At 70.8% G+C, this 25494-nt stretch carries 19 protein-coding genes; 5 read left to right on the plus strand and 14 right to left on the minus strand.

The features are described from left to right. Positions 1-281: 281 nt before the first annotated feature. Positions 282-1736 carry a proline--tRNA ligase gene (proS, locus tag OG452_RS08450; RefSeq protein WP_327295000.1) on the minus strand — a complete coding sequence of 485 codons (1455 nt, stop codon included), beginning with the start codon at positions 1734-1736 and terminating at the stop codon, positions 282-284. Positions 1737-1956: 220 nt separating this feature from the next. Between proS and OG452_RS08455 the strand changes: the two genes are divergently transcribed. Next, entirely contained in the window at positions 1957-2799 is an 843-nt protein-coding gene (locus tag OG452_RS08455; protein ID WP_327295001.1) for a methyltransferase domain-containing protein, read from the plus strand. Between the two features lie 95 nt (positions 2800-2894). On the opposite strand, the gene ffh is transcribed toward OG452_RS08455, so the two are convergent. The 5 genes from ffh to nsdA form a co-directional block, all read right to left on the minus strand. Beyond that, a complete protein-coding gene (ffh, locus tag OG452_RS08460; RefSeq protein WP_327295002.1) occupies positions 2895-4439 on the minus strand; it encodes a signal recognition particle protein in 1545 nt (514 codons plus the stop codon). Between the two features lie 157 nt (positions 4440-4596). Further along, entirely contained in the window at positions 4597-7038 is a 2442-nt protein-coding gene (locus OG452_RS08465; RefSeq protein ID WP_327295003.1) for a [protein-PII] uridylyltransferase, read from the minus strand. An 80-nt stretch (positions 7039-7118) separates the two neighbouring features. Further along, complete coding sequence (locus OG452_RS08470) at positions 7119-7457, minus strand: P-II family nitrogen regulator (protein ID WP_327295004.1); 339 nt, start codon at positions 7455-7457, stop codon at positions 7119-7121. After that, positions 7454-8815 carry an ammonium transporter gene (locus OG452_RS08475; protein WP_327295005.1) on the minus strand — a complete coding sequence of 454 codons (1362 nt, stop codon included), beginning with the start codon at positions 8813-8815 and terminating at the stop codon, positions 7454-7456. Before OG452_RS08475 ends, OG452_RS08470 begins: the two co-directional genes overlap by 4 nt. Before the next feature lie 330 nt (positions 8816-9145). Further along, the gene (nsdA, locus tag OG452_RS08480; RefSeq protein ID WP_327295006.1) at positions 9146-10621 is read right to left on the minus strand and encodes a transcriptional repressor NsdA; all 1476 of its coding nucleotides are present in this window, start codon (positions 10619-10621) and stop codon (positions 9146-9148) included. Between the two features lie 428 nt (positions 10622-11049). Here nsdA and OG452_RS08485 point away from each other — a divergent pair, with 428 nt between their 5' ends. Beyond that, positions 11050-11706 (plus strand): bifunctional DNA primase/polymerase, encoded by a 657-nt coding sequence (locus OG452_RS08485; RefSeq protein WP_327295007.1) that lies wholly within the window; start codon positions 11050-11052, stop codon positions 11704-11706. Between the two features lie 126 nt (positions 11707-11832). On the opposite strand, the gene ftsY is transcribed toward OG452_RS08485, so the two are convergent. After that, positions 11833-13053, minus strand: coding sequence for a signal recognition particle-docking protein FtsY (ftsY, locus tag OG452_RS08490; protein WP_327295008.1), 1221 nt, complete (start codon positions 13051-13053; stop codon positions 11833-11835). Positions 13054-13346: 293 nt separating this feature from the next. Between ftsY and OG452_RS08495 the strand changes: the two genes are divergently transcribed. Both OG452_RS08495 and OG452_RS08500 read left to right on the plus strand, forming a co-directional pair. After that, the gene (locus OG452_RS08495; protein ID WP_327295009.1) at positions 13347-14822 is read left to right on the plus strand and encodes a purine-cytosine permease family protein; all 1476 of its coding nucleotides are present in this window, start codon (positions 13347-13349) and stop codon (positions 14820-14822) included. Between the two features lie 61 nt (positions 14823-14883). Further along, positions 14884-15864 carry an LLM class flavin-dependent oxidoreductase gene (locus OG452_RS08500; RefSeq protein ID WP_327295010.1) on the plus strand — a complete coding sequence of 327 codons (981 nt, stop codon included), beginning with the start codon at positions 14884-14886 and terminating at the stop codon, positions 15862-15864. Between the two features lie 39 nt (positions 15865-15903). Here OG452_RS08500 and OG452_RS08505 read toward each other — a convergent pair whose 3' ends face one another. From OG452_RS08505 to OG452_RS08520, 4 genes are all read right to left on the minus strand, one after another. Beyond that, the gene (locus tag OG452_RS08505; RefSeq protein WP_327295011.1) at positions 15904-17322 is read right to left on the minus strand and encodes a sugar porter family MFS transporter; all 1419 of its coding nucleotides are present in this window, start codon (positions 17320-17322) and stop codon (positions 15904-15906) included. Between the two features lie 165 nt (positions 17323-17487). Beyond that, the gene (locus OG452_RS08510) at positions 17488-21273 is read right to left on the minus strand and encodes a chromosome segregation SMC family protein (RefSeq protein WP_327295012.1); all 3786 of its coding nucleotides are present in this window, start codon (positions 21271-21273) and stop codon (positions 17488-17490) included. Between the two features lie 254 nt (positions 21274-21527). Then, positions 21528-21743, minus strand: a complete 216-nt coding sequence (locus tag OG452_RS08515; RefSeq protein ID WP_164267867.1) for a hypothetical protein — start codon at positions 21741-21743, stop codon at positions 21528-21530. A gap of 391 nt (positions 21744-22134) precedes the next feature. Beyond that, positions 22135-22416 (minus strand): acylphosphatase, encoded by a 282-nt coding sequence (locus OG452_RS08520; RefSeq protein WP_327295013.1) that lies wholly within the window; start codon positions 22414-22416, stop codon positions 22135-22137. Positions 22417-22549: 133 nt separating this feature from the next. Here OG452_RS08520 and OG452_RS08525 point away from each other — a divergent pair, with 133 nt between their 5' ends. Then, entirely contained in the window at positions 22550-23464 is a 915-nt protein-coding gene (locus OG452_RS08525; RefSeq protein WP_327295014.1) for a CAP domain-containing protein, read from the plus strand. Here OG452_RS08525 and mutM read toward each other — a convergent pair. The 3 genes from mutM to rpmF form a co-directional block, all read right to left on the minus strand. Next, positions 23458-24366: a bifunctional DNA-formamidopyrimidine glycosylase/DNA-(apurinic or apyrimidinic site) lyase gene (mutM, locus tag OG452_RS08530; RefSeq protein ID WP_327295015.1), complete on the minus strand. Its 909-nt coding sequence runs from the start codon at positions 24364-24366 to the stop codon at positions 23458-23460. The genes OG452_RS08525 and mutM overlap by 7 nt on opposite strands. Before the next feature lie 130 nt (positions 24367-24496). Continuing rightward, positions 24497-25300, minus strand: coding sequence for a ribonuclease III (gene rnc, locus OG452_RS08535; protein ID WP_266852564.1), 804 nt, complete (start codon positions 25298-25300; stop codon positions 24497-24499). A gap of 19 nt (positions 25301-25319) precedes the next feature. Beyond that, positions 25320-25493: a 50S ribosomal protein L32 gene (gene rpmF, locus OG452_RS08540; protein WP_030753522.1), complete on the minus strand. Its 174-nt coding sequence runs from the start codon at positions 25491-25493 to the stop codon at positions 25320-25322. Position 25494 lies beyond the last annotated feature (1 nt).

Below are 25494 nucleotides of genomic sequence, written 5' to 3' on the forward strand. Positions count from 1 at the left end.
GCACCTACCCGTCAGTTGCCCTTGATGCGTCCGGACGAGGGCGGGTGCGCTGATCTGCGGAGAAGCCTCACAGCTCACACCAAGGTGGTACTTAGGGTCTCGTACGCCCCGGCGCGTAGCCATGGGCCCCGCGCCGGTTCGCACTCCACCGGTCGGCGCGCAAGGGGCGTTTCGGCCGATTCACCGGCCGATCACCAGCCACTGTCGGCCACGCCCCGCAGCGGGGCCGGCCGGACCGCCGCCCTTACCCGCGACCAGTGCTCACGGCTGAGTACGCACGACTAGTACGCACGGGCGACCAGAGCGACGTTACCGGGAGCGTCGTCCGACTCCGGCACCGACCCGTCCTCGGCGATCAGACACCGTACGGAGGCCGAGTGCCCGGCCAGCTCGGCCTCGCCCCCGGGGCCGAGCAGGGCCCACGGGATCCGGGCCCAGCCGCCCGCGGCCGCCGCCTCGGCCGCCTCGCCGACCGTCCGCACCTCGCTGGTACGGGCCTCACGGCGCTCCCGCGACTCCCGCAGCAACTGGTTCTGCGCCTCTTCGAGCACCGCGGGCAGCAGCCGGGTCAGTTCATCCACCCGTACGGAATCCTTGCCGCCGGGGCCCCCGGAGCTGCCCGTGCCACCGGAACCGCGTGCGTCCACCACCCGGCGGACCAGCACCGCCGTCCCCTCCGCCAGGTCCCGCGGTCCGATCTCGATCCGTACCGGAACGCCCTTGAGCTCCCAGTCGACGGCCCGGCGGCCGAAGGGGATGTCCGTGCGGTCGTCGACGTGGACCCGGATTCCCGCCGCCTCCAGCCGCGCGCCGATCTCGCGGGCTTTCACCACCGCCTCGCCCCCCTTGATGGCGACGACCACTGCCTGCACGGCCGCGAGCCGGGGCGGCACCCGCAGGCCGCTGTCGTCGCCGTGCGACATGATCACCCCGCCGACCAGCCGGGTCGTGGCGCCCCAGGACGTCTGCCAGACCAGTTCCTGGGTGCCGTCCTTCGACAGGTACTCGGTGTGGAACGCCTTGGCGAAGTTCGTGCCGAGTTCATGACTGGTACCCATCTGGAGGGCCTTGCCGTCCCCCATCATGGCTTCGAGCGTCAGGGTGTTGATCGCGCCCGCGAACCGTTCAGCGGCGGTCTTGCGGCCGGGCACGACATCGATACCGAGCACGTTGACCATGAAATCCGCGTAGACGTTCCGGTGAATGTACGCAGCGTAGTCATGGGCCTCCGCCCTGCTCGCATGGGCGGTGTGGCCCTCCTGCCAGAGGAATTCCGTGGTCCGCAGGAACACTCTGGGGCGCATCTCCCACCGGACCACATTCGCCCACTGATTGATGAGCAGCGGAAGATCGCGGTAACTCTGCACCCATTTCGAGAAGTACTCATTGACGATCGTCTCGGACGTGGGCCTGACCACCACCGGCTCTTCGAGCTCTCTGCCGCCACCGTGGGTGACCACGGCGAGCTCCGGGGCGAATCCCTCGACATGCTGAGCTTCCCGAGTCAGGTAAGACTGGGGGATGAAGAGCGGGAAGTAGGCGTTCTGAGCGCCCGCGGCCTTGATGCGGGAGTCCAGCTCCTGCTGCATCCGCTCCCACAGCCCGTAGCCGTACGGGCGGATGACCATGGTGCCCCGCACCGGGCCGTTGTCCGCCAGTTCGGCCTTGTTGATCAGGTCCTGGTACCAGCGGGGAAAGTCGTCCGCCCGGGGCGTGAGAACGGGAGCCTTTTTCATGGCGCGAATCGTACGGCGGGCTCCTCCGGGAACGTGATTGATTTTCGCTCCCGGAGGCGCACAGTCGGGATGCATATTCCGGGAACGCAAGCATTGCCTCACCACCCCTGGACTTGCGCGCGGATGCGGAGTTCTCTGGCAAAGGGACAGTCCGCGCACACCTTCACGGGGGTTTTGCACACAGGGCACAACTGATCTCTCGGCGAATTGGGGCGCTTCGATGTCATCAACGCTCGTCCGGAACCACCGGTCCGTGGCTGCGACTCCCACTGAGGAAGCGGTCGCACGTGCCCGCGACTGGGCCGAGATCCAGGAACGGATGCTGGTACCGCTCTACGAAGCGGTCTACAAGCGGCTGGACGCCGGCAGCGGCACCCGGCTGCTCGGCATCGGCTGTGGCTCGGGGCTCGCCCTGCTCATGGCCGCCGCCCGTGGCGCGAGTGTCACCGGCGTGGACACGCACGCCGAGCGCATCGCGCTGGCCCGGGAGCGGATGCTCCCGGACGGCCCGGACGGTACGCCGGGCGCACAGCGCGCCAGGACCCGGCTGGTGCACGGGGGCCCCGCCGACGCCTCCGCCGGGACGGCCGAGCCGTACAACCTGCTGACCGCTTTCGAGCCGATGGGCGGCGTCACGGGTGACCCGTACGGGCCAATGCCGGCCGTCGAGGACGCGGTGCCGCTGCTGGAGCGCGGCAGTGCGGTGGTCCTGACCGGCTGGGGGCCGCCCGAGCGCTGCTCGGCATCGGCCGTACTGCGGGTCGCCACCCGACTGGCCGATGCCGTGCGCCAGCCGCGCAGGGACGACCTGGAGGAGGTCGCGGCGCGGGCCGGGCTGAAGCTGGACGGATCGGGGCGGGTGGCCTGCCCGTTCGGTTACGCGGACCTGCGGAGCGCGGTGCGGGGGCTGCTCTCGACCGGGCTGTTCGACGGGGCGATACGGGCGACGGACCGGGAACAGGTGAAGAAGGAGGTCGCCGAGGCGCTCCATCCCCATGTGCGGCGCGACGGCACGGTGTGGATGGAGAACATCTTCCGTTACGTGGTCGCCCGGACCGCCTGACCGCCCGCCCCCTGACTACCGCGAAGCGGCCCGTACCCACCGGATGTCCGAGAGGGTACGGGCCGCTTCTGCTTGCGTAGTGCTGCGCGGCGCGGTCAGCCCATGAACTTCTTGAACTCGTCCGGGAGCTCGAAGTTCTTCGCGTCCTCACCGGCCGGCAGGCCCGGCGCGCCGCCCTGCTCACGGCGGGCGGCTGCGGCCTCTTCCTCCGCCTTGCGCTTCATCGGGTTACCGCTCTTGCGCTTGCCCTTGGCCTGCTTCTGCTGCTTCTTCTGCCGGCCGGGACCGCCACCCATGCCCGGCATACCCGGCATACCCGGCATGCCACCGCCCTGAGCCATCCGCGACATCATCTTGCGCGCCTCGAAGAACCGCTCCACCAGGCTCTTCACGGCGCTGACGTCGACGCCCGACCCCTTGGCCACCCGGGCCCTGCGTGAGCCGTTGATGATCGTCGGGTCCTGGCGCTCGGCCGGGGTCATCGACTTGATGATCGCGGCGGTGCGGTCCACGTCCCGCTCGTCGATGTTGTTGATCTGTTCCTTCATCTGCCCCATGCCGGGCAGCATGCCGAGCAGCTTGGAGATGCTGCCCATCTTCCTGACCTGCTCCATCTGGGCCAGGAAGTCGTCGAGCGTGAAGTCCTTGCCGCCCTTGCTGCCGGCCAGCTTGGAGGCCATCTGCTCGGCCTCGGCCTGGCTGAAGGTCTGCTCGGCCTTCTCGATCAGGCTGAGCATGTCGCCCATACCGAGGATCCGCGACGCCATGCGGTCCGGGTGGAACGTGTCGAACTCGTCCAGCTTCTCGCCGTTCGAGGCGAACATGATCTGCCGACCGGTGACGTGCGCGATCGACAGGGCCGCGCCACCGCGGGCGTCGCCGTCGAGCTTGGAGAGCACCACTCCGTCGAAGCCGACGCCGTCGCGGAACGCCTCGGCGGTGTTGACCGCGTCCTGGCCGATCATCGCGTCGACGACGAAGAGGACCTCGTCGGGGCTGACGGCGTCGCGGATGTCCGCGGCCTGCTGCATCAGCTCCTGGTCGATGCCCAGCCGGCCCGCGGTGTCGACCACGACGACGTCGTACTGCTTGGTCTTGGCGAACTCGATCGAGTCCTGGGCGACCTTGACCGGGTCACCGACGCCGTTGCCCGGCTCGGGGGCGTACACGGCGACGCCCGCGCGCTCGGCGACCACGCTCAGCTGGTTCACGGCGTTGGGACGCTGGAGGTCGCACGCCACGAGCAGCGGGGTGTGGCCCTGGCCCTTGAGCCAGAGGCCGAGCTTTCCGGCGAGGGTCGTCTTGCCCGCGCCCTGGAGGCCCGCGAGCATGATCACGGTCGGCGGCTGCTTGGCGAAGCGGAGGCGGCGGGTCTCGCCACCGAGGATGCCGATGAGCTCCTCGTTGACGATCTTGATGACCTGCTGGGCCGGGTTCAGCGCCTGGGAGACCTCGGCGCCGGCCGCACGCTCCTTGACCTGCTTGATGAAGGCGCGGACGACGGGCAGCGCGACGTCCGCCTCAAGCAGGGCGATACGGATTTCGCGCGCGGTGGCATCGATGTCCGCCTCGCTGAGGCGCCCTTTGCCCCGGAGGTTCTTGAAAGTCGCGGCAAGGCGGTCGGAGAGGGTATCGAACACGGCGGTCGCGGATCCTCGGGTCGGGAGCGGGGGGACGGTTGGACCCCAGGGTATCCGGACCGGGTGGGTCGGGTCTGCCCCTGCCCCCGACAGGGGTCCGGAGCAGGGCGCCGGACCGGGTGCCGGCGCGTGATCCCGCACCGGGGCCCGCCCGCGCTCACTCCCGGAGCCCGGCCTCCAGCTCCCTGGCCAGCCCGGCCGCCGCCTCCGCCGGAAGCGGGTCCCCGCCCAGTCCCGTCACATAGAACGCGTCCACCGCGTTGGCCCCCAGCGTGGAGACATGCGCGCTGCGCACCGCCGCCCCGGCCGCCTCCAGGGCCAGGCCGATCCGGTACAGCAGCCCCGGGGCGTCCTGGGCACGGACCTCGATCACCGTGGCCAGCCGGGAGCCGGCGGGGACCACCTTCACCCGGGGCGGCGGCGCCTGGACACCGCGGCGGCGCGGGTAGGCCGCCTCCCGTTCGGCCAGTCTGGCGCGGACGTCCAGCGAGCCGTCCAGCGCCCGTACGAGATCGGCGCGCAGCCTCGCGGCCTGCGGGAGCGATCCGTACTCGGCGGCCACCCGCCAGGTCAGCAGCAGCACGTCGGCCTGGCTCCCCAGTCCGGTGGGCAGTTCGACAGCGCGCAGGTCGGCCGCGCGTACGGTCAGCCGGTGCAGCGCCAGGACCCCGGTGACGGCGGGCAGGACGCCGGGCCGGTCGGGGAGCGCGATGAGCAGTTCCACGCCCACCGGTTCCGGGGCGCCGTCCTCCTGCGGTTCCCCGGTCCTGGCGTGCAGGGCCAGGACCGGGCCGCCGGTGCGCAGCGCCTCGACGGCCAGCCGCTCGTGCTCGGCACCCGGTGCGCCCGCCTCGGGTTCTTCGGGGACCTCGCCCGCCAGTACCGCGGCTACCCGTGCCGCCAGATCGTCCACGAGCGACGCCCGCCAGGAGGACCAGGCCGCGGGCCCGGTCGCCAGCGCGTCGGCCTCGGTCAGCGCGTGCAGCAGTTCCAGCGTGGTGGCGGATCCCACCGCCGCGGCGACGGAGGTCACGGTCGCCGGGTCGTCCAGGTCGCGCCGGGTCGCCGTCTCGACGAGCAGCAGGTGGTGGCGTACGAGCACGGCGAGCACCTCGGCGTCCGCGCGGTCGAAGCCGATCCGGGTGGCCACGTCCCGGGCGATGACCTCGCCCGCCACCGAGTGGTCGCCGGGCCAGCCCTTGCCGATGTCGTGCAGCAGGGCCGCGACGAGCAGCAGGTCGGGGCGGCCGACCCGGCGGGTCAGCGAGGACGCCCGTACGGCTGTCTCGACGAGATGCCGGTCGACGGTCCAGGTGTGCACCGCGTTCCGCTGCGGCCTGCACCGCACCCGCTCCCAGTCCGGCAGCAGCCCGCTGATCAGCCCCTCCGCCTCCAGCGCCTCCCAGACCGGCACCGTGGACTCCCCCGCGCCGAGCAGGGTGACCAGCTGTTCGCGTGCCTCGGCGGGCCAGGGCACCGGGAGCGGCCGTGCGCCGCCCGCCAGCCGGCGCACCGCGTGCAGGGAGACCGGCAGCCCGGCCTGCGCCGCCGCGGCGGCCACCCGCAACGGCAGTACGGGGTCGCGTTCGGGGCGGGCGGTGCGGGCCAGCACCACCTCGCCCTCCTGTTCCACCACGCCTTCGGCGAGCGGGGTCCGTTCGGCCGCCGCTGTCCTGCCGCCGCCGATCAGGGCGCGCAGCCGGGGGCGCGCGGTGCGCGAGCGCAGCACCCGGTTGACCTCACGCCAGGTGACGTCACCGGCGTACGAGATGGTGCGCGCGGCTTCGTACGCCTCGCGCAGCAGCACGTCGGCGTCCAGCAGTCCGAGCTCGGCGGCGACCTGGTCCTGTTCCTGGAGCGCGAGCCGTTCCGTGGCGCGTCCGGTCACCAGATGCAGCGCGTCCCGCACGTCGAGGAGCCGTCTGCGGGCGCCGTCGAGCCCTTGGCGGGGCGCGTCGGCCAGCCAGGACGCGGCGACGGCCCGCAGCGCGGTGGCGTCCCGCAGCCCGCCCCTGGCCTCCTTGATGTCCGGTTCGAGGAGGAACTGCAGCTCGCCCTGGCGCTCGGCACGTTCCTGGCACAGCTCGTACAGCTCGGGCAGCCGCTTCGGCGCCTGGTTGCGCCAGTCGGCGAGTACGGCCGTCCGCAGCCCGGCGGTCAGTCCCGGGTCACCGGCGACGTGCCGGGCGTCGAGCAGCCCGAGCTGGACCCTGAGGTCCTCGCCCGCCGTTCTGCGCGCCTCACCCGGGGTCCGTACGGAGTGGTCGAGGTCGAGCCCCAGGTCCCACACCGGGTACCAGACCCGGTCGGCGAGCGAGGCGACGGCGGCCTGGTCCGCTTTCCCGTCGTGCAGCAGGAGCAGGTCCAGGTCGCTGCGCGGTGACAGTTCACCGCGCCCGTATCCGCCGACGGCCACCAGGGCCGCGCCGTGCACGCCCGCGGCCTCGGCGGCCGGGGTGAAGAGCACGTTCATCCACGTGTCGGTCAGCCGGGCCAGGGCCGAACGGCGCGGCGGCCCGGGCTCCGCCTTCTCCTGAAGGAGGCGGAGCCGGGCCGCCGCGTAATCGCTGGGTCCGGGGCCGTCCGTCTGACCGGTCATCTCGTCGGCACCCGTCACCCGGCAGTTCCCGTCTCTCGTCGTTCGAGTCGTTCGAGTCGTTCGAGTCGTTTCAGCGTCGTTCAGAGCGCGTCAGGACCGCGTTCGCCGGTCCTGACCCGGATCGCTGTCTCGACCGGAACGCTCCAGACCTTGCCGTCACCGATCTTGCCGGTCCTGGCGGCTTTCACCACCACGTCGATGAGCTGTTCGGCGTCCGCGTCCTCGGCCAGGACCTCGATCCGGATCTTCGGCACCAGGTCCACGGTGTACTCGGCACCCCGGTAGACCTCGGTGTGGCCGCGCTGGCGGCCGTAGCCGCTGGCCTCGGTGACCGTGAGGCCCTGGACGCCGAAGGCCTGGAGGGCCTCCTTGATCTCGTCCAGCCGGTGCGGTTTCACGACCGCGGTGATGAGCTTCATACGTCCACCTTCCTGTTCGCCGGACCCGCCATGGGGCCGGTGCCCGCCAAGTCGCGATGGGCGCTCGCGGCCGTCCGGGAGCCGCCGCCCGCCCCGCTGTAGTCGTATGCCGTCTCGGCGTGCTCGTCCTGGTCGATACCCGCGACCTCGACGTCCTCGGTGACCCGCATCCCCATGGTCCGGTCGATCAGGAACGCCAGGCCGGCCGACGCGACGAGTGAGTAGCCGAGTACCGAGAAGACCCCGATGGCCTGGATGCCGAGCTGGTGGAAACCGCCGCCGTAGAAGACGCCCGCCACGTCGGACTGCACCCCGCCGGTGGCGAAGAACCCGATCAGCAGGGAGCCGACGACGCCGCCGACCATGTGCACGCCGACGACGTCGAGCGAGTCGTCGAAGCCGAAGCGGTACTTGAGGCCGACGGCCATGGCGCACAGCACACCGGCGATGGCGCCGACCGCGATGGCGCCGAGCGGGCTGACCGCGCCGCCGGACGGGGTGATCGCGACCAGTCCGGCCACGGCGCCGGACGCCGCGCCGAGCGTGGTGAAGGAGCCGTGGCGGAACTTCTCGTACGCGAGCCAGGCCAGCATCGCGGCCGCGGTGGCCACCTGGGTGTTGATGAACATCACCGCGCCCACGCCGTCGTCGTTGCCCAGCCACGATCCGGCGTTGAAACCGAACCAGCCGAACCACAGCAGGGCCGCGCCGAGCATGACCAGCGGGAGGCTGTGCGGGCGCATCGGGTCCTTCTTGAAGCCGACGCGCTTGCCCGTCACCAGGATCACGCCGAGCGCCGCCGCGCCCGCGTTGATGTGGACCGCCGTGCCGCCGGCGAAGTCGATGACGCCCTTCTTGAAGAGCCAGCCGTCGGACGCCCAGACCCAGTGCGCGACCGGGAAGTACACGACCGTGACCCAGCCCACGATGAACAGCGCCCAGGCGGTGAACTTCACGCGGTCGGCAAGCGCACCGCTGATCAGCGCCGGAGTGATGATCGCGAACATCAGCTGGAAGACGGCGAAGACGTAGACCGGGATGGTGTAGCCAGGCCACAGCTGGGTCAGTCCGATGCCGCTGAGTCCGAGGTAGTCCTTGGACCAGCCGAAGAATCCGTTGCCCGATCCGAAAGCGACGCTGAATCCGTAGAGCACCCAGAGGATCGTGACGATCCCGAGGCTGATGAAGCTCATCATCAGCATGTTCAGGGTGGACTTGACCCGGACCATGCCTCCGTAGAAGAAGGCGAGACCGGGGGTCATGACCATCACCAGGGCCGAGCAGATGAGCATGAACCCGGTGTTGGCGGACGACAGCTTCGGGGCTTCTGCAGCCAGGGTCATGATGCCTGTGGGCATCGGCGTCTCCTCGTCGTCGGTGCGGCCACCTGCGGGCGGGGGCTGTGGGGAGCGGCGGAACAGCGGCCTGTCATGCGTCAGAGACTGACGCCGCGCCGTTTCCGCCGATGCCGCGTGATGTTTCACCGCGGTGACGAAGAGGTGGTGCGTGTTACGCCCGGATGAAGTGCGGGACGGGTGCGTGTGGGCCGGGCCCGCCCCCGCGCGGGACGGAAACCGGCCACGACGGTCACCCTGTTGGCCTGGCGCGGGGGAGCCGAGTCGGGCATTACGGGGTGACTGTCGTGGCCGGGGCCTCTGGGTACCGCTCAGTGGGTGGGTGGTGTGGTCTCAGACCGCTTCGGCCGTCTCGGGCAGCTGCTCGGCGAGCCGTTCGGTGAGGTCGATGACCGCGGGGACGTCGCCGAAGTCCCTGACCGCCGTGTCGACGGTCTTGCGGAGCCTGGTGTTGACGCGCTCGGAGCGGACGCGTTTGGCGATGTGCAGGGCCTGGGTGGCGAAGGAGGTGGACTGCTCGGGTTCCCGCTTCAGCAGATGGACGGTGGCCATCCCGACGAGGTTCAGCGCGTACGAACGCTGGTGCTCGTCGTCCTTCTCGAAGAGCGCGACCGCGTTGTCGATGACCGGCTCGGCGAGCGAGGCGTAGGTCGGGCTGCGGCCGGCCACATAGGCGAGATCGCGGAACGAGTGGCCGTTCTCGCCGTTCAGCTCGGCCTCCGAGAAGAAGCGGATCCAGTCGGGCTCCGGCTCGCCGTCGAAGCCCGCGTCGGAGAAGGTGTCCTCGGCCATCCGCACGGCCCGTTTGCACTTGCTCGGCTGGCCCATGTTGGCGTAGGCGCGGGCCTCCATCGCATACAGCATCGCCTGGGTACGGGGGGTGGCGCACTCACGGCTGCCGTACTGGGCGAGGTGGACGAGTTCCAGGGCGTCGTCGGGGCGGCCGAGGTGGATCATCTGGCGGCTCATCGAGGACAGGATGTACGAGCCGAGCGGCTTGTCCCCGGCCTCCTTGGCCGCGTGCAGGGCGAGCACGAAGTACTTCTGGGCGGTGGGCTGGAGACCGACGTCGTAACTCATCCACCCGGCCAGCTCGGCCAGTTCGGCCGCGCACCGGAACAGCCGCTTCGAAGTGGCCCCCGGCTGGGGCTCCTGCAGCAGGTCGGTCACCTCGTGCAGTTGCCCCACGACCGCCTTGCGACGCAGCCCGCCACCGCACTGGGCGTCCCACTGGCGGAACATCGCCGTGGTGGACTCCAGCAGTTCGAGCTCGGGCCGCGAGAGCCTGGAGGGGCGCCGTGCGTGATCGGCGGGGAGTTCCGCGGTGGGCTCACCCGCGGGCGTGGGCACCAGCCAGCGCTGCATCGGCTCGATGAGCGTCGGGCCGGCGGCCAGTGCCAGCGACGCGCCGAGGAAGCCGCGCCGGGCGAGCATCAGGTCGCTGCGGGAGAACTCGCTGAGCAGCGAGACCGTCTGCGGGCCCGCCCAGGGCATGTCGACACCGGACACCGAGGGTGACTGGTGCGCCGCGCGCAGCCCCAGATCCTCGATGGCGACGACGCTGCCGAAGCGTTCCGAGAAGAGCTCCGAGAGGATGCGCGGAATGGGCTCACGCGGCTGCTCGCCGTCGAGCCAGCGCCGCACGCGTGAGGTGTCGGTGCTGATGTGGTGTGCGCCCATCTGCCGTGCCCTGCGGTTCACCTGGCGTGCCAGCTCGCCCTTCGACCAGCCGCTGCGCACGAACCACGAACCGAGCCGCTCGTTCGGGCGTTTGCCGGCACCCGTCTCGCCGTCGCCACTGCCGCCCACTGGAACGCCCCCATCCCGCTGAAGCCTCATTACGCCAACCCATATCAGAATGCCGCGAGTTGAGGTTCACTGTCCGGCGCTTGCGCCCCTTCGAACAGAAAACCGGCTTGCCCCCGGCATACCCGTGAGTGCATCCGACCCGAGGGTTCGTGCACTGAAAGTAATCCTACGATCACGCACCTCGCGAGGGCGATCCCGGAAACGCCACCATTCGCCACCCCTTCGAATGAACCCGCCTGCCGCCAGGCGCGATTCACTTGACACTCGACGATCAGGATCGGGTGGAGCGATGCACGCCGGGGCGCGTGAATCGTTCCGCACCACCCCCGATGTCACCCCGCACCTCCCCGATCAGGGTGTTTGCAACACAGGGTGACGGAGAGGCTCCAGGTCGTAACCACCGGCGCGCACGACCCGTTGGAGGGGGCATGGGCTTCACTATCGGCGGCATCCGGGACATCCGCTCCGGCACCCGGCGTCGCGGCCGCACACAGCAGAGCACAGCGGTCGCCGAGTTCACCGGGCTCTGGGGCTGGGACGTGGTTCCCGGCGCGCGCGCCGCGGCGGGCAACTGCTCCTGCGGAGAAGCCGGATGCACGTCCCCCGGGGCCCATCCCCTCGGGTTCGCGCCCGAGGTGCCGGCGGGGGCCACCCTCGGTGAAGCGGCGAAAGCCTGGTCCCTGACACCGGGCGCCGCGGTGCTGCTGCCGGTCGGCCGCTGCTTCGACATCATCGACGTCGCCGAGCCCGCGGGGCGCACGGCCCTGATCCGGATGGAGCGCATGGGACTCCCGCTGGGCCCCGTGAGCGCGACCCCGGACGGCCGGGCTCAGTTCTTCGTCGCCCCCGGCGCCGCCCGCGAACTCCCCGAGCTGCTCTACCGGATGGGCTGGGACGACGCGGACCTCGATCTGCACGGCCTGGGCCCGGGCGAGCACATCACCGCCCCGCCGTCGAACCACGCGGGCCTGGGTCCGGCCCGCTGGCTTCGCCCCCCGTCGCTGGAGACGGCGAGCGGCCCGCCCCAGGCCCGGCTGCTGCTCGGCACCCTCGCGTACATCTGCCACCGCCACGTACCCGCCTGACACGCCTCCCGCGCCGGCCGGCGCCGGCGCGGGACAGCGCGAAGGGCCCCGCCGCATCTGCACCGTGCGGTGGGGCCCTTCGCGGTTCTTCCTGATTCGGCCGGCCAGGTCTTCAGGCGGCCGGGTTCACTCCCCGACCAGCGCGTCCACGAACGCCTCTGGCTCGAACGGGGCCAGGTCGTCCGGGCCCTCGCCGAGGCCGACCAGCTTGACCGGTACGCCCAGTTCCCGCTGGACGGCGATCACGATGCCGCCCTTGGCCGTACCGTCCAGCTTGGTCAGCACGATGCCGGTGATGGCCACCACCTCGGCGAACACCCGCGCCTGCACCAGGCCGTTCTGCCCGGTCGTGGCGTCCAGCACGAGCAGCACCTCGTCCAGCGGGCCGTGCTTCTCCACGACCCGCTTCACCTTGCCGAGCTCGTCCATCAGGCCGGTCTTGGTGTGCAGCCGCCCGGCGGTGTCGATGAGGACGACATCGGCGCCCTCCTTGATGCCCTCCTTCACCGCGTCGAAGGCGATCGACGCCGGGTCGCCGCCCTCGGGGCCGCGTACGGTGCGCGCCCCGACCCGTTCGCCCCAGGTCTGGAGCTGGTCGGCGGCGGCGGCCCGGAAGGTGTCGGCCGCGCCGAGCACCACGCTGCGGCCGTCGGCCACCAGGACCCGGGCGAGCTTGCCCGTGGTGGTGGTCTTGCCGGTGCCGTTGACCCCGACGACCATGACGACGCCCGGGGTCTCCAGGCCGCCCTCGGTCTTGACCTCGCGGTCGAAGTCCGTACCGAGCAGGTTCAGCAGCTCCTCGCGGAGCAGGGTGCGCAGGTCCTGCGGTGTACGGGTGCCGAGCACCCTGACCCGCTCACGCAGCCGCTCGACCAGCTCCTGGGTCGGCGCGACGCCGACGTCCGCCGTGAGCAGGGTGTCCTCGATCTCCTCCCAGGTCTCCTCGTCGAGGTTGTCGCGGGAGAGCAGGGTGAGCAGGCCCTTACCGAGCGAGTTCTGCGAGCGGGCGAGCCGGGCGCGCAGCCGTACGAGACGGCCCTCGGTGGGTTCCGGGATCTCGATCCGCGGGGCGACGGGCTCCGCGACGACCGGGTCCTCGACCGCGGCGGGGGCGCCCGCGGCCTCGTCGGCGGGCGGGAGGTCCACCTCCTCGATGGTGCGGCGCGACTCGTCGCGCGGTGGGGCAGCGTCCTCGCCGACCTGGGGTTCGGCGGGAGGCGCTGTGATGGTCGGCGCACTCGGCGGTGCCGTGGGCAGCTGCTTCTTCTTGCGGCTGCTGACCACGAGCCCGCTGATCGCGCCGACAGCGACCAGGGCGATGACTACAGCAAGGATCACGATTTCCATAACCCACCCAGTATCAGTCACGAAAGATGGGGAATCGCAGAAGGTGCTAACCCGTGACGATGCGCGTACGAGCAATCACCGCCGCCGGAGTCCGTCCGGCAGAACGCCTCCGAGCTGGCCGCCCTCGCTCAGCGCTGGCCCACGGACCGGCCCTGCGCACCTTCGTCCGATCGCACAAGGGACTAAATCCTCTATTTGAAATTTTCCCGGCGGCCCTACGATGATGTCGACATCTACGCGCGTCACATCACTCTTGTCCCCAACTCCCCCTCACACGTGCACGGAGTACCCCCATGCCCCACGCCTCCGACGTCGAAGGCGCGGTGGAAACCCGCGGTCTCGAACCCGTCCCGGACAACGAACGCAAAGGCCGTGTCCGCGACCTGATCCCGACCTGGGTTGCCGCCAATATCAGTGTGCTGCTCCTCGCGATGGGCGCGAGCCTGGTCGTGGCCGACAAGCTGAACTTCTGGCAGGCACTGATCGCCGCCTTCGTGGCCCCGGTCATCAGTTACGGACTTGTCGGCCTCATCAGCATCGCCGGCAAGCGCGGTGGGGCCCCCGGCATGGCCCTCTCCCGTTCGGTCTTCGGCCAGCGCGGCAATCTGCTGCCCGGCTCGCTGATCTGGATCGCCCGCTGGGGCTGGGAGACGATCAACGCGGTGACCGGTGCGTATGCGCTGCTGACCGTGCTGGACATCTGTTTCGGCATCCACAGCAGCACCCCGCTGATCATCGTGACCCTGCTGCTGTTCGTCGCTGCCACGTTCCTGATCTCGGGCCTCGGCATCAACGCCCTGCACCTGTGCAACAAGTGGTCCACGTATCTCTTCGGGATCTTCTCGGTCCTGGTGCTGGTCTACCTGATCGCCGACACCGACTGGTCCGCCGTGTTCGCCAAGCCGGCCGGCACCACCGCCTCCCTGGTCGCGGGCATCGGCCTGATCGCCGCGGGCGGTCTCAGCTGGGTCCCCTCCGGCCCCGACTTCGCGCGGTACCTGCCGCGGCGCTCCTCCGGCGCCGGCATGGTCGGCGCGTCGATCGGCGGCGCGGGCATCGTCGTCCTGCCGATGGTGCTGATGGGTGCCGTGATGGCGGTCTCCACCCCGGATCTCGCGAACGCGTCCGACCCGGTCTCCTTCCTGGGCAAGGTCCTGCCGATGTGGATCGCGGTCCCGTACCTGCTGATCGCCGTGGTCGGCATGGTCCTGATCAACGCGATGTCGATGTACTCGGCCGGCTTCACCGCGCTGACACTGGGCATCAAGGTGCCGCGCGCCTGGGCGGTCTCCGTGAACGCCGTGATCAGCGTGGTGCTCGGACTGATCCTGATGCTGGCGGCGACAAGCTTCCTCGGCTCCTTCGTCGCGTTCCTCTCACTGCTCGCGGTGGCCTTCTCGGCGTGGATAGGGGTCTTCGGCGCGGACATGCTGCTCGGCCGGAAGTACGACCCGGTGGCCCTGATGGACACCACCCGGACCAGCGCCTACTGGTACCGGGGCGGCTTCAGCCCCGCCGCCGTCGGCGCCTGGCTCGCCGCGCTGGTCACCGGGATGCTGTTCACCACCGCCGGCACCGCGGGCTCCGCATGGTTCAGCGGGCCGTTCGCGGACACCTGGCTGGGCCGCAACGGCCTCGGCTGGGTGGTCACCATCCTGGTCTCGGGCGTGCTCTACGCCGTACTCCCGAAGCCGGAACCGAAGCCCCAGGGCGGCTCGGCGGGCCAGGGTCCCGACGCGGACCGTGAGCCTGCGGGGCTACCTATCTGACGCCACGTCAGCTACCGTCCCCCTTCGCCAGCTCCCACCCGGCGAAGGGGGACTTCCCGTCATGGCCTTCACAGTCGTCAGGTTCAATCTCGTCGATCCGCGGGCGACCCCCGAGTCACTCTCCGCCCGCTACCGCACCGCCCTTGAGATGGCCGCGTACGCGGACGACCGCGGCGTCGACACCGTCCAGACCGAGGAGCATCACGGCGTCGGCAACAACTGGCTGCCGTCCCCGTTCGTCTTCGCGGGCTCCGTCTTCGGGGCCACCCGCCGGATCGCGGTCACCGTCTCCGCGATCATCGGCCCGCTCTACGACCCGCTGCGCCTCGCGGAGGACATCGCCGTCCTCGACCTGATCAGCGCGGGCCGGCTGGCCACGGTCGCGGGCATCGGCTACCGGCCCGACGAGTACGCGCAGCAGGGCGTCGAGTGGACCCGGCGCGGCCGGCTCCAGGACGAGTTGCTCGAGACCCTGCTGGCCGCGTGGACCGGCGAGCCGTTCGCGTACCGGGGGCGTACGGTCCGGGTCACCCCGCGCCCGTACACCGCTCCGCACCCGCTGCTGCTCGTCGGCGGCTCGTCCAGGGCGGCGGCCCGCCGGGCCGCGCGGCTGGGGCTGCCGCTGTTCCCGAGCGCGTATCTGCCGGAACTGGAGGCGTACTACCACCAGCAGCGCGCGGAGTACGGGACCGAGGGCTTCTGCATGATGCCGGAGGCCGAGACCCCGCTGCTGCACATCGCGGAGGATCCCGACCGGACCTGGGCCGAGTACGGCGAGTACTTCCTGCACGAAGCGCGCACCTACTCCTCATGGCAGTCCGCGGATATCCACTCGGCGGTCCGTTCGGCCGCGGATACGGTGGACGGGCTGCGCGCGGAGGGCGTCTACCGGATCGTCACCCCCGACGAGTGCGTGGCCCTGGCCGAGGGCGGCGCCGGGAGCCTCGTACTGCATCCGCTGTGCGGCGGGATACCGGTGGACGAGGGGTGGCGCAGTCTGCATCTCTTCGCCGAACGCGTACTGCCCCGGCTCAAGAGCTGAGCCGGGGCGGGCCGGCGGGAGCAGGCACAGGCCGGGGCCTCAGCCCATCTCCTCCAGCGTCTTGCCCTTGGTCTCCTTCACGAACAGCAGCACGAAGGGGATCGAGAGCACGGCGAAGACGGTGTAGATCACGTACGTCGCCGAGAGGTTCCAGTCGGCGAGGCTCGGGAAGCTGGCCGTGATCGCCCAGTTGGCGATCCACTGGGCCGAAGCGGCCACCCCGAGGGCGGCGGCACGGATCTTGTTCGGGAACATCTCGCCGAGGAAGACCCAGACGACGACGCCCCACGACATCGCGAAGAAGAACACGAACCAGTGGGCGGCCACGAGCGCGACCCAGCCCTGGACGGTCGGCAGTTTGCCGCCGACGAGATGGTACGAGAACGCCCAGGCTTCCAGAGCGAGCCCGATGACCATGCCCGTGGAGCCGATCAGCACCAGCGGCCTGCGGCCGATCCGGTCCACCAGGATCATGGCGACCACGGTGCCGATGATGTTGATGATGGACGTGGTGAAGGAGTACAGGAACGAGGTCGACGGGTCGATACCGACGGACTGCCACAGGGTCGCGGAGTAGTAGAAGGCGACGTTGATACCGACCAGTTGCTGGAAGGCCGAGAGTCCGATACCGATCCAGACGATGCGCTTGAAGTAGAAGCCCCCGCCCAGCAGGTCCTTGAACGTCGACTTGTGCTCGCGCTTCATGGCGAGGCGGATCTCGGCCACCCGCGCGTCGAGATCGATGTGCGAGCCCTCGACCTCGGACAGCACCTTCCTGGCCCGGTCCGTCTTGCCCGCGGAGATCAGATAGCGGGGCGACTCGGGGATCGCGAAGGACAGCAGCCCGTAGATCACGGCCGGGATCACCATCACACCGAGCATGAGCTGCCAGGCCTCGATACCCAGCAGATGGCCGCGCTGGTTGCCGTTGGCCGTCTGCAGAATGCCGTAGTTGACGAGCTGTGAGACAGCGATGCCGACGACGATCGCCGCCTGCTGGAAGGACCCGAGCCGGCCGCGGTACGCGGGCGGGGAGACCTCGGCGATATAGGCCGGGCCGATGACCGATGCCATCCCGATGCCGAAACCGCCGATGATGCGCCAGAGAGCGAGGTCCCACAGGGCGAAGGGGAGCGCGGAGCCGACGGCGCTGATGGTGAACAGCACGGACGCGATCTGCATACAGCGGATGCGCCCGATGCGGTCGGCGATGCGGCCGGCCGTGGCGGCCCCGATCGCGCAGCCGATCAGGGCGACGGCGATGACCTGGGCGAGGGTCCCCGAACCGACGTTGTACTTGTGCCGGATGCCCTCGACGGCTCCGTTGATCACCGAGCTGTCGTAGCCGAACAGGAACCCGCCCATGGCGGCCGCGGCCGTGATGAAGATGACGTGCGCGAGATGCTCAGGGGCAGCCGGGGCGCCGCCGGCCTGCGGTGTGTTCGCCGTGCTGGTCACATGAGCTCCTCGGGCCCGTCGGTGATGACGGCCATGGGGGTACGAGCCCCTCCAGTTCCGCACAGCTTCCGGGCGCGCACCACTTGAGGACCGGCAGTTCTGAGGACCACTCAGTCCGGCCGGGGCCGGTAGCCCGGTCTGGACGGGTTGCCCAGCCGGACCGGTTCAGCGAAGACGCTGGCTGATGACCTTGGAGACCCCGTCGCCCTGCATGGAGACGCCGTAGAGCGCGTCGGCCACCTCCATCGTGCGCTTCTGATGAGTGATCACGATGAGCTGGGAACTCTCCTGGAGCTCCTCCATGATCCGGATCAGCCGCTGGAGGTTGGTGTCGTCGAGCGCGGCCTCCACCTCGTCCATCACGTAGAACGGGCTGGGCCTGGCCTTGAAGATCGACACCAGCAGGGCCACGGCGGTCAGCGACCGCTCCCCGCCGGAGAGCAGCGAGAGGCGCTTGACCTTCTTGCCAGGCGGCCGGGCCTCGACGTCCACACCGGTGGTGAGCATGTTGCCGGGGTCGGTCAGGATCAGCCGTCCGTCGCCGCCGGGGAAGAGCCGGGCGAAGACCCCTTCGAACTCGCGTGCGGTGTCGCGGTACGCCTCGGTGAAGACCTGCTCGACGCGTTCGTCGACCTGCTTGACCACCAGCAGCAGGTCGGCTCTCGTCTTCTTCAGGTCCTCCAGCTGCTCGGAGAGGAACTTGTGCCGCTCCTCCAGCGCGGAGAACTCCTCCAGAGCGAGCGGATTCACCTTTCCGAGTTGCTGGTACGCCCGTTCAGCCGACCTGAGCCGCTTCTCCTGCCCGGCCCGGTCGAACGGCACCGGCTGGTTCCGCGGATGGTCCGGATCGTCAGGCAGCTCCTCCCCCTCGGCGGCCGGGGACGGCGGCACCGGCTGGTCCGGGCCGTAGTCGGCCACAAGACCGGCCGGCTCCACACCCAGCTCCTCCAGCGCCCTGGTCTCCAGCTGCTCGATCCGCAGCCGCTTCTCGGCTCCGATCACCTCGCCGCGGTGCACCGAGTCGGTGAGCCGGTCGAGTTCGGCCTTGAGGTCGCGGCCCCGGTTCCGCTCGGCCGTCAGCTCCTGCTCGCGCCCTGCCTTCGCTGCCTCGGCTGCGGCCCGCTCCTGTTCGGCGCGGACCAGCGACACCTCGACATGCGCGAGCAGCTGGCGCGCCCCGTCCGCGACGGCCGACGCGACCGCGGCCTCGTGGCGCAGCCGGGCGCGGCGCTGCTCGGCGCGCGCCCGGGCCTCACGCTCGGCGCGCGCTCCCCGGTCGAGTGCTTCGGCCCGCCCCGCGAGCCCCTTGACTCTCTCCTCATGGGTACGGGCCTGGAGCCTGGCCTCCATCTCGGTCTGCCGGGCATTGGCCCCGTCGGCGGCGAGCCGGTCCCGTACGGAGGTGTCCGGCTCCTCCTCCATGGGCGCCTCCTCGGCCACAAGGAGACGTTCGGCCAGCTCCTCGGCCTCGCCGGTCGCGCGCTCCAGGGCCTCCTGAGCCTTGGCGGCGGCAGCCGCCGACCGCTCGGCCTCGCCCGCCGCGCCGCGCGCCTGCCCGGCGAGGCGACCGAGCTGCTGGGCGACACCCGACTTCTCCCGGTCGGCTGTGCGCCGCAGCTCCGCCAGCTCGTCGACGAGCGCCGCGCACTCCGCGCGCCGGCCGGTTGCAGCGCGCTGCGCTCCGGCCAGCTCGTCGCACCGTACGGCCAGCTCAGCCAGCCCGGCGGCGGCCTCGTCCACGGACGCCTGCACCTCCAGCAGGCTGGGCGCGCCGGCGGACCCGCCGTGTGCGAAGTGCGTTCCCAGGACATCACCTTCGGAGGTCACGGCGGTCAGCCCGGGCCGTTCGGCGATCAGCTCCTCGGCGTCTTCGAGGGTGCTTACGACGACGATGTCGCGCAGCAGTCTGCGCACCCCGGGCAGCAGCTCGGCGGGGCCGCCGACCAGATCGACGGCGAAGGGCGCGGCGAGAGCGACGGCGGCGCGGTACGGTCTCGGCGCCGTCCCGCCGGACGGGAGGGAATCGGCACCACTGCCCGAAAGATCTCCGGGCTGACCTTCGGAATACCCACCGGACCGGCCGCCCCCTGAATGGCCCCCCGGAACCACCCCCGCACCGTCGCCGTGCCGGGCGTCCGGCACCTCGGGAGCCCCGCTGCCCGGCTGCCCCTGGCCGTCCGTACGGATCTGGCCGGGCAGAACTGCGGCGCCGGACTCGCGCGCCGGGGCGGCCGCCGTGCCGGGGAGCAGCGTCGCCCGGCCGGCGTCCTGCTTGCGCAGCCGCCGGATCGCGTCCGCCGCGGTGGCCGTGTCGCGCACCGCGAGCGCGTCGGCCGCCACCCCCAGGGCGGCGGCCACCGGGACCTCGTACCCGGCGGCCACCGTCAGCAGCTCCGCGACCGGGCCCAGCAGACCGGCCGGGCGGTCCTCGGCTCCGAGCAGCACACCGGTGCCGTCCTTGCGGCGCAGCCCGAGCGCCAGCGCCTCGTGCCGGGCCGTAAGCGCGGCCCGCTCCCGCTCGGCGGCCGTGGCCGTCTCCCGGGCCACGGTGAGCGCGGTCTCCGCCTCCGCCAGCGCGGACTTCGCCGTGCTGTGCCGGTCGGCGAGGTCCAGGTCGCCCGCGTCGAGCCCCTCGACCTCGGCCTTGAGCTGCTCGTACTCCTGCTGGGCCGCTTCGGCGCGCTCCTGGGCCCCGTCCCGCGCCTCGGCGAGCCGGTCGATCTCTGCCTGCGCCGAACCGGCTCTGCTTCGGGCCGCGTTGACCTGCCCGTTCAGTCGCGCGAGCCCTTCGCGCCGGTCGGCGATGGCCCGGGCGGCGTCCCTGAGCCTGCGTTCCTCGGCGGCGAGCTCCCGTTCCAGCTCCGCCCGGTGCGCCGAGGTGTCTTCCAGCGCGCGCTCGGCCGACTCCAGCGCGGCCTCCAGCTCGGCCTCCTGCTCCCGGATCCTGGCGGCCTCGCGCTCCATGTCCTCGGGATCACGGCCCCGCCGCTCCTCCTCGGGGGCGGCGGACGCGCTCTTCACCCGCGCGTCGGCGAGCGAGACCGTACCACGCACGCGCTCGGCCAGCTGCGACAGCTCGTACCAGGTCTGCTGGGCCCGCTGGAGTCTCGGGGCCAGCTGCCGCACGTCGTCCTCAAGGCCGGCCTCGCGCGCGAGCGCGGCCTTGAGCGCCGTCTCCGCCGTCTCCCGGCGCTCCTTCAGCGCCGCCTCGTCGGCGATCTCGCTCCGCAGCGCCCTGCGCATCGTCACCAGGTCGTCGGCGAGCAGCCGCAGCCGCGCGTCCCTGAGGTCGGCCTGGATGACGGCGGCGCGCCGGGCGACCGCGGCCTGCCGGCCCAACGGCTTGAGCTGGCGGCGCAGTTCATCGGTGAGGTCCTGGACCCGCGCCAGATTGGCCTGCATCGCGTCCAGCTTCCGCAGCGCCTTCTCCTTGCGCTTGCGGTGCTTCAGTACGCCCGCGGCCTCCTCGATGAAGGCGCGGCGCCCCATGGGATCCGCGTGCAGTACGGAGTCGAGCTGCCCCTGCCCGACGATGACGTGCATCTCGCGGCCGATCCCGGAATCCGACAGCAGCTCCTGGATGTCCAGCAGCCGGCAGGTGTCGCCGTTGATCTGGTACTCGCTGCCGCCATTGCGGAACATGATCCGGGTAATGGTGACTTCCGCGTACTCGATGGGCAGCGCACCGTCCGAGTTGTCGATGGTGAGCGAGACCTCGGCGCGGCCCAGCGGCGGCCGGCCGGTCGTCCCGGCGAAGATGACGTCTTCCATCTTGCCGCCGCGCAGCGATTTGGCGCCCTGCTCCCCCATGACCCAGGAGAGCGCGTCGACCACGTTGGACTTGCCCGATCCGTTGGGCCCCACGACACACGTGATGCCGGGCTCGAACCGGAGGGTGGTGGCCGAGGCGAAGGATTTGAACCCGCGGAGGGTCATGGCCTTGAGGTGCACGCCGCCGGACTCTACCTTTCACTGCCGGTTTCACCCATGAAGGTGCAGGGCACATCAGACGTTAAAGGAAGCACTCGCGGCAGTGTGTGAGGGGGCGGCGGGCGACCGGAGGCCGGCCGTGAGCGACGGGGAAAGCGGGGGAAAAGAGAAGCGGGCAGAAAGAAGGGACGCCGAAGCGTCCCTTGCATATCCTTGCGCATTGGATCTCAAGCGGCTGTACGGATCAGCCCGCCGTTACCCTTGTGGGGTGCGGGTCAGGTGAGCGCAGGCTCCGCCTGGGGTACGTCCATGTCGATACCGTCGAGCAACGAGTCTCCGTGGTGCTGGACTGCGGCGGCCAGCGCGTCGTTCTCGGACTGAATCCGTACGAGCTCGGATTCGAGGTCCTGGACGCGCTGCTGAAGCCGTCGCATCTCGGAGAGAAGTCGCGGGTCGGAACCGCCGACGTAACCGAGAAGCGCCTTTGCCATGATGGATGGTCCTCCACACTGAGTGACCGACCGAAGAGTGGTGGTCGTAGGGGGAATCGCACCCGCGGAACTCGGCAGCCTCTGTCTTCTCTGCTGTTTTCTCTGCGTTTCTCGCTGCCGAGCAGCTGAGGTGCGCGGGGCTTCCAGAGTCTCACCAAAAAGTTTGACGGTCAACACGATCACACCCCGTATCGATGGGCAGACCCGGGGGCGCACGCCGGACGGGGTCCGGTGCGGCTCTCCTTCGGGGCCCAGGGGGCGTGGAGATCATTCCTACTGCGGCAGCCTGGCACGGAGCGCGCTTCTTGGCAACCACCAGGCACTTTCTGCCTCTCACATATGCCAGAGGCAGAACAGCGGGACCCCGCGACCGCCGCCACGACCGGCCCCTTCAGCGGATCTCGAAGCTCTGGTAGATGTGGCGCGGGGTGTCCCAGATCTCAGACACACCGTCGACGCGGCCGGGTGTGTCGGACGACCTCAACCACTCCAGGAGAAGGTCGCACTTCTCCCGCGGCCCTTCGGCGACGACCTGCACCCTGCCGTCCTCCAGATTGCTGGCGAATCCGGTGAGCCCACCGATCCGCAGGGCGCTGGCCCTGGTGAACCAGCGGAACCCCACGCCCTGAACCTTGCCCCGCACCCAGGCGGCGAGCCGTACATCTTCGTTCATATCTGCACGCTAACCGGCCAATTGCCCCAGCAGCACTTCGCCCCCATGGCCCATGGACTACAGTCCCTGGCCAATGAGCTTCACCTGTACGGGTTAGTCACGCCGACGCCGAGCACGAGGAAGGGCACCGCGCATGGGACGCCACAGCCGCTCCGCCGCCGGACCCGACGCCGCTGACGATCCGGCGGCCGCCGTGAACCGGCGGCGGAACCGGGCGCAGGGCAAGGGCCGGAGCTCCGCGCCCGTACGCACCGGGCTGCTGGGGGTGTCGGCGGCCGTCGCGGTGGGCGCCGTGGCGATGGCATCGGGGCTGCTGCCCGGCGGCGACACCTACACGATGGGCGGCTCGGGCGGCAGCGGTCAGGTCCGCGCCGACGGCGTACCGGACCTCCAGACCCAGGGCGGATCGTCGGCCACACCGGAATCGGACACCCCGTCCGCACCGGGCACCCCGTCCGCACCGGCCGGCCTGTCCTCCGCCCGCGCGCACGCCCCGGCGGCCGCGCCGTCCCCGCAGAAGCCGGAGGCTCCCGCCGTACCGTCGCAGCGGAAGACGGGCAGCCCCGCCGCACGGAGCGCCTCGCGCAGCGCGGCACCAGCCCGTACGGCGGCGCCCACCGCGGTGTCCGGACCCACCGAGTCCGCCCGCACCGCGGCGGTGACCAGCACCGAGAGCACCGCGGCCGCGGCGGTTCTCAGCCTGGTCAACCAGCAGCGGGCCCAGGCCGGTTGCCGGCCCGTGCGGGCGGACATGAGCCTCGCCTCGCTGGCCGGGGCCTTCAGCGCCGAGATGGCGTCCCGGAGTTTCTTCGACCACACCGATCCCGACGGGGCCACCCCGTGGGACCGGGCGGACAAAGCGGGCGTGAAGGGCCTGGGCGGCGAGAACATCGCACGCGGCCAGGCCGACGCCGCCGCCGTGATGGACTCCTGGATGCACAGCCCGGGCCACCGCGCGAACATACTCAACTGCCACTTCAAGACGCTCGGTGTCGGTGTCCACTTCGGCACCGGCGGGCCCTGGTGGACCCAGGACTTCGGCTACTGAACCGACCCGGCGGGCGGGCGCTGGCAGCGCGGGCAGAAGTAGCTGGACCGGTTCATCCAGGCGCGGCGGCGCATGGGGGTGCCGCAGCGGCGGCACGGCTCGTCCTCCCGCCCGTAGGCGTCGAGCGACCGGTCGAAGTAGCCGGACTCGCCGTTCACATTGACGTAGAGGCTGTCGAAGCTGGTACCGCCGACGGCGAGGGCCTGGTTCATCACGTCCCGTACATGGCCCAGGAGTTCCACGGTCCGGGCGCGGGTGAGCGTGGCGGTGGGGCGCTCATAGTGCAGCCGCGCGCGCCAGAGCGCCTCGTCCGCGTAGATGTTGCCGACCCCGCTGATCAGTGACTGGTCGAGCAGGGCGCGCTTGATGGTGGTGCGGCGCACCCGCAGCGCTGCGTGGAACGCGGCGTCGTCGAACTCCTCGTCCAGCGGGTCGCGGGCGATGTGCGCGATGACGTCGGGGAGCCCGTCGGGGGTGTTCGCGTGCAGCGAGAGCCCGCCGAAGGTCCGCTGGTCGACGAAGCGCAGCTCGGTGCCCGCGATGTCGTCGAACCGGATACGGACCCGCAGGTGCTTCTCGTCGGGCGCCCCCTCGGGCTGGACCAGGAGCTGCCCGCTCATCCCGAGATGACCGAGGACCGAGTACGCGGCCCCGGCCTCCCCACCGGCGGAGGCGGCAGCGGTATCGGTGCCTGCGTCCTCCAGCGGCAGCCAGAGGTACTTCCCCCGGCGGCGGGCCACGCCGAACCGGTGCCCGCGCAGGGCAGCGGCGAAGTCCTCACCGCCCGCGGTGTGCCGGCGGACCGCTCGGGGGTGCAGCACCTGCACATCGGCGACGGTACGGCCGGAGACCCAGCGTTCCAGTCCACGCCGTACGACTTCGACCTCGGGCAACTCGGGCACGCTGCTCCTCAGGGGTGGCTCACCGGCGAAACGGTGAGGAGGCTGAGAGGGACCATGGAATGAACGATGAAAAGAACCACGAAAAGAACCGCCCGCCCCCCGGAGGGGACGGGCGGGGAAAGAACCGGTGTCAGGCCGAGGCCGTGCCGGCGGCCGGAGCCGAAGAGGTGTCGGCGTCCTCTCCGTGGGCGGCGGGGGCGGTCTCGGCCGCCACCGCCCGCTCTTCCGCCGCGGCGCTGATCGCACGCCACGCGGACTCCGCCGCCTGCTGTTCCGCTTCCTTCTTGCTGCGGCCGGTGCCGGTGCCGTACGAGACACCACCGACGCGAGCGGCAGCTGTGAAGGTCTTCTCGTGGTCCGGACCTGTCTCACTGACCAGGTATTCCGGGACCCCGAGCCCTTCACTTGCGGTGAGTTCCTGGAGGCTGGTCTTCCAGTCCAGGCCCGCACCAAGGTTGGAGGACAGCTCGATGAGGGGGTCGAAGAGCCGGTGCACCAGCTCGGACGCCGCTTCGAGGCCCTGATCGAGATAGACGGCGCCGATCACCGCTTCCAGGGTGTCGGCGAGGATGGACGCCTTGTCCCGCCCGCCCGTGCCTTCTTCGCCCCGGCCGAGCCGGATGAAGAGACCGAGTTCGAGGCCACGGCTCACCCCTGCGAGCGCACGCGAGTTGACCACCGCCGCCCGGAGCTTGGCCAGCTGGCCCTCCGGGAGATCGGGGTGGGTGCGATAGAGCGTGTCCGTGACCACCAGGCCGAGCACGGAGTCCCCCAGGAACTCCAGCCGCTCGTTGGTGGGCAGACCGCCGTTCTCGTACGCGTACGAACGGTGGGTCAGCGCACGCACCAGAAGGGCGGACTCGAGTGTGTACCCGAGCCGCCCTTCCAGAAGCGTGTGGGACGAGGCATTGTCCGTCTTGTTGACGTCAGACATTGCGCCTCTCACCAGCCGCTCAGACCTCGAGGACCTGGCGCTTGTTGTAGGTGCCGCAGCTCGGGCACGCGATGTGCTGGAGCTTCGGCTCCTGGCAGCGCTCGCACGCAACCAGGGTGGGGACCGCAGCCTTCCACTGCGACCGGCGGTGGCGCGTGTTGCTGCGCGACATCTTCCGCTTCGGAACAGCCACG

The sequence above is a fragment of the Streptomyces sp. NBC_01197 genome (assembly GCF_036010505.1).
Taxonomy (GTDB): domain Bacteria; phylum Actinomycetota; class Actinomycetes; order Streptomycetales; family Streptomycetaceae; genus Streptomyces.